This is a genomic window from Roseateles sp., from assembly GCF_044373315.1.
Taxonomy (GTDB): Bacteria; Pseudomonadota; Gammaproteobacteria; order Burkholderiales; family Burkholderiaceae_C; genus JACDQM01.
This window is the reverse complement of record NZ_JBILQK010000229.1, coordinates 1-3,082: the sequence shown is the minus strand read 5'-3', so window position 1 is coordinate 3,082 and position 3,082 is coordinate 1. Positions and strand designations below refer to the sequence as shown.

At 67.4% G+C, this 3,082-nt stretch carries 6 protein-coding genes; all 6 read right to left on the bottom strand.

What is annotated here, in order from left to right; genetic code table 11:
• On the bottom strand, positions 1-274 hold a 274-nt coding region (locus ACIQ67_RS20895; RefSeq protein WP_397536297.1), incomplete at its 3' end, for a hypothetical protein.
• 60 nt (positions 275-334) lie between these two features.
• Entirely contained in the window at positions 335-1,447 is a 1,113-nt protein-coding gene (locus tag ACIQ67_RS20890) for a N4-gp56 family major capsid protein (RefSeq protein ID WP_397536296.1), read from the bottom strand.
• A 101-nt stretch (positions 1,448-1,548) separates the two neighbouring features.
• Positions 1,549-1,746: a hypothetical protein gene (locus ACIQ67_RS20885; protein ID WP_397536295.1), complete on the bottom strand. Its 198-nt coding sequence runs from the start codon at positions 1,744-1,746 to the stop codon at positions 1,549-1,551.
• A 1-nt stretch (position 1,747) separates the two neighbouring features.
• Positions 1,748-2,701, bottom strand: a complete 954-nt coding sequence (locus tag ACIQ67_RS20880; RefSeq protein WP_397536294.1) for a hypothetical protein — start codon at positions 2,699-2,701, stop codon at positions 1,748-1,750.
• 3 nt (positions 2,702-2,704) lie between these two features.
• Entirely contained in the window at positions 2,705-2,896 is a 192-nt protein-coding gene (locus tag ACIQ67_RS20875) for a hypothetical protein (protein ID WP_397536293.1), read from the bottom strand.
• Positions 2,897-2,900: 4 nt separating this feature from the next.
• Positions 2,901-3,082, bottom strand: a 182-nt coding sequence (locus ACIQ67_RS20870; protein WP_397536292.1) for a hypothetical protein, incomplete at its 5' end; no start/stop codon positions are given.

Sequence of the window (3,082 nt, the reverse complement as noted above, 5' to 3'; positions counted from 1 at the left end):
AGTTGCGGGCCGCGCCCACCAGGTCCAGGGCGGCGTCGTACACGCCGGTCACGATGCCCACGTCACCGGTCACGGTGGCGCCCAGCGAAGCGCCGTCCACGATCAGGTCCACCGGCACGTAACCGGCAGGCAGCGGGCACATTTCCACCACGTCGTTGGCCGCGAAGCCAGCGGGCACGGTGAAGTCGCCGAAGATGGGGATGATCTCCACGGCGCGGTCGGCCGTGGGGATGGGTGCCTTCGCGGCAATTTGGGTGCTCTTGAACAGGGCCATGATGGCGCTCCTATGTGTTCAGGGGTGTGGAGCCTGGGCCGTTGCCAGCCCAGGGCTGCATCAGGTCGCGGCGGTGAAAGCGATGTCGTTGGCGATGGAGCCGAAGTCCATGCCGTTGAACTGGCACTTGTCGAAGCCGGCGATCATGCGAACGATCACCACGCCTTCCTCGCCGTAGTCCTCGTCGGCTTCCATCAGCTCGAAACGCATGTTGTCGCGCTGCGTGCGGGTGCCGTAGGCCACGGCCACCGCGTTGGCGCCCAGCAGCATGTTCCGGGCGTAAGGCAGCGTGCCGCCCGAACCGCCGTCCGAGAACTTCACGCAGGTCTGCGCTTCGTCCACCAGCGTGCCGTTGATGTAGACGGCGCCGGCCTTGAACAGCGGGCTGTCCGTGCCCACCGCCGTGACCTTGGCCTTCTCGTAGGCCAGCCAGCCGGCTTCACCAGTTTCGCGGCGCAGGTCGTACATCGACTCGGGGCAGGCCAGGTAGACGAAGTGCTTGCCGCCGTTGACGGCGATCGGTTCCATCTTCAGCGCCTTGTCGGGCTGGCCACCGATCTGGCGCTTGGTGCGCAGGACCAGCTTCTCGATGACGTTCACGCCAAACTTGTCCGAGGCGGTCAGCGCGGTCTTGTCGGCGCGCGTGCCATCCCAGGTCATCAGGTGCTGCGCATCGGGGGCGCGGAAGGTGTTGGGGAAGCCGCCGTAGCCCACGGGGTAGTGCTGGATCTCGTCGCCCGTGCCACGCGCGCCGGCCGCGGTCATGGTCAACTGCTCGTCCAGCACCTCGGCCATGTAGTCGCTCAGGCGGTCGCGGGCCTGCTCGGGAATCGACCAGTTCACGCGCTTCTGGTCCATCACGTCGCCGACGTTGACGGCCTGGCGGTGCTTGTCGATGCGCATCTTGTGGGTCGCGCTCGACAAACGCATGATGCGGCCGGCCAGCTTCTCGGCGCCTTCGACGGGCTTGCCGCGCAGCTTGGCGATCAGCGTGGTCGTCACCTCGTCGCCCGGCTTGGTTTCCAGGTCGGTCTTGGTGATGACGGGCATGGACGAACCTTCGCGGCCCGTCATCTTGGCGTAGTACTGCTTCTTGGTGGAATCGAGTGCGACCTTGGAAGCCCACACCTTGAGTGCAGACGGGTCGCTCGGGAGAACGGTGGTGCGGGCCATGATTACCTCCAGGTGAAGGCCACAGCCGCACTCCTGCGCGGTCCAAAGAAGCCCGCAAAACGGGCCATTACAGAATCACTGTCCCATGCGAAGCCGGTTTGTCAACCGTGCACGGGCTCTTTTCTCGCGGGTCGCTTGATGGTCACGTTGTCGCCGGCCCTGACGCGAAGCCGCGCCAGTTGGCCGCTCTTGTGCTCGACCGTGATGGAAACGCGCTCGGGGCCGTGGACGCCCGGCACCTCCAGCTGCAGCGTCTCGGTCACGCGCACGTCCACGGAAACCCCGTCGCGCTGGGCCATGTCAGTGCAGGCCCAGGTTGTCGGTGGTGCGCAGCAAACGCTCCACCTGGTTGGCGGGCAGTCGGGCCAGGAATTCCTCGGCGTCGACACCGCTCAGCTTGTTGAACTGCGCCAGCATGTCGTCCTGCACCACGGAAGCCGCGGCGTTAGGCAGGCCACCGATGCTGGGCGGCACGTTGCGCGGCGCGGCGGGTGCTGCGGCCGGCTTGGGGGCCGGTGCTGGTGCCGGGGCAGCGGTGCTGATGCCACGCAGCGCCAGCACGGCCTTGTGCGCCTTGTCGGCCAGGGCGGCGGGTGTCAACTTGGCGTTGGCGGGGTCGGCCTTGGTGGCGCTGAAAAGCATGTCGAACTGCGATGCAGCCGCGGCGTCGGCGCCGTAGTCGATCTGACGGGCCGCCTTGCTCGCCTTGGCCAGCGCCTGCAAGGCCTGCAGTTCAGCCGCTTCAGCAGCCTCGGCCACGCGGCGGGCGTTCTGCTCGTTGACCTCGCGCAGCGTGTCGGCCCGCGTCTGCTCGGTCAGCAGCGTGGCCATCTTGTCGTCCACCTCGTCCAGCTTGGCGTGGTAGTCCTCGTCGGACAGCGTGCCGTCGCTCCACTGCTTGGCCAAGTCGCGCTTCTCGGCGCGCAGCGTCTCGCGCTGGGCCTTGAAGTCTGTGGCGGGCACCTCGAACGTGGGCAGGGCCGGCGCTGCTTCGGCGGCCGGGGCCAGTTCTTCCAGGGCTGCGGCGGCCTGCTCGGTGGTGGCTTCCGGGGTGGAAACGTTACCGCCATCGGCGCCTTCTTCAGCGCCCTCGCCTTCTTCGCTGCTGGCGGCCTGGATGGCTTCCAGGTCCACGCTTTCGGCGGTCAGCACGGTGTCGCCCATGGTGTTCAGGGCATCGGTGGCGTCGTCGCCTTGCAGGGCCGCGGCTTCCTCGGGGGACAGGGCGGCCAGTTCTTCAGGGGTCAGCTTCATGGGTCAGTCCTTGGTGACTTCCGATGCAGCCGCGGCGGCGGCGCGCATCTGGTGTTCGGCCACCCGGCGCACGGCTTCCATGCGCTTGGGGTCGGCCTTGATAGCGCGGGCTTCGGCCAGCGTGCGCAGGTCGCTCTGCGCTTGCCAGTCCTGGTCGATGCTCGGTGCGGCGATGGCTTTGCTCTTGGTGCCCATGGCTTCAGCTCTCCGTTTCTTCGGCCAGCACCTGCTTGAACAACACGCCTTCCTTGTGGACCACCACCATCGTGCGTTCGTCGGTGTCGGCGAAGCGGCCGATGCTGCCGGGCAGGTGCTCCACCGGCTGGCCATCGGTGACTTCTTCCAGCGCGCGGGCCATGGCCAGGGTGGGGACGTTGGCCT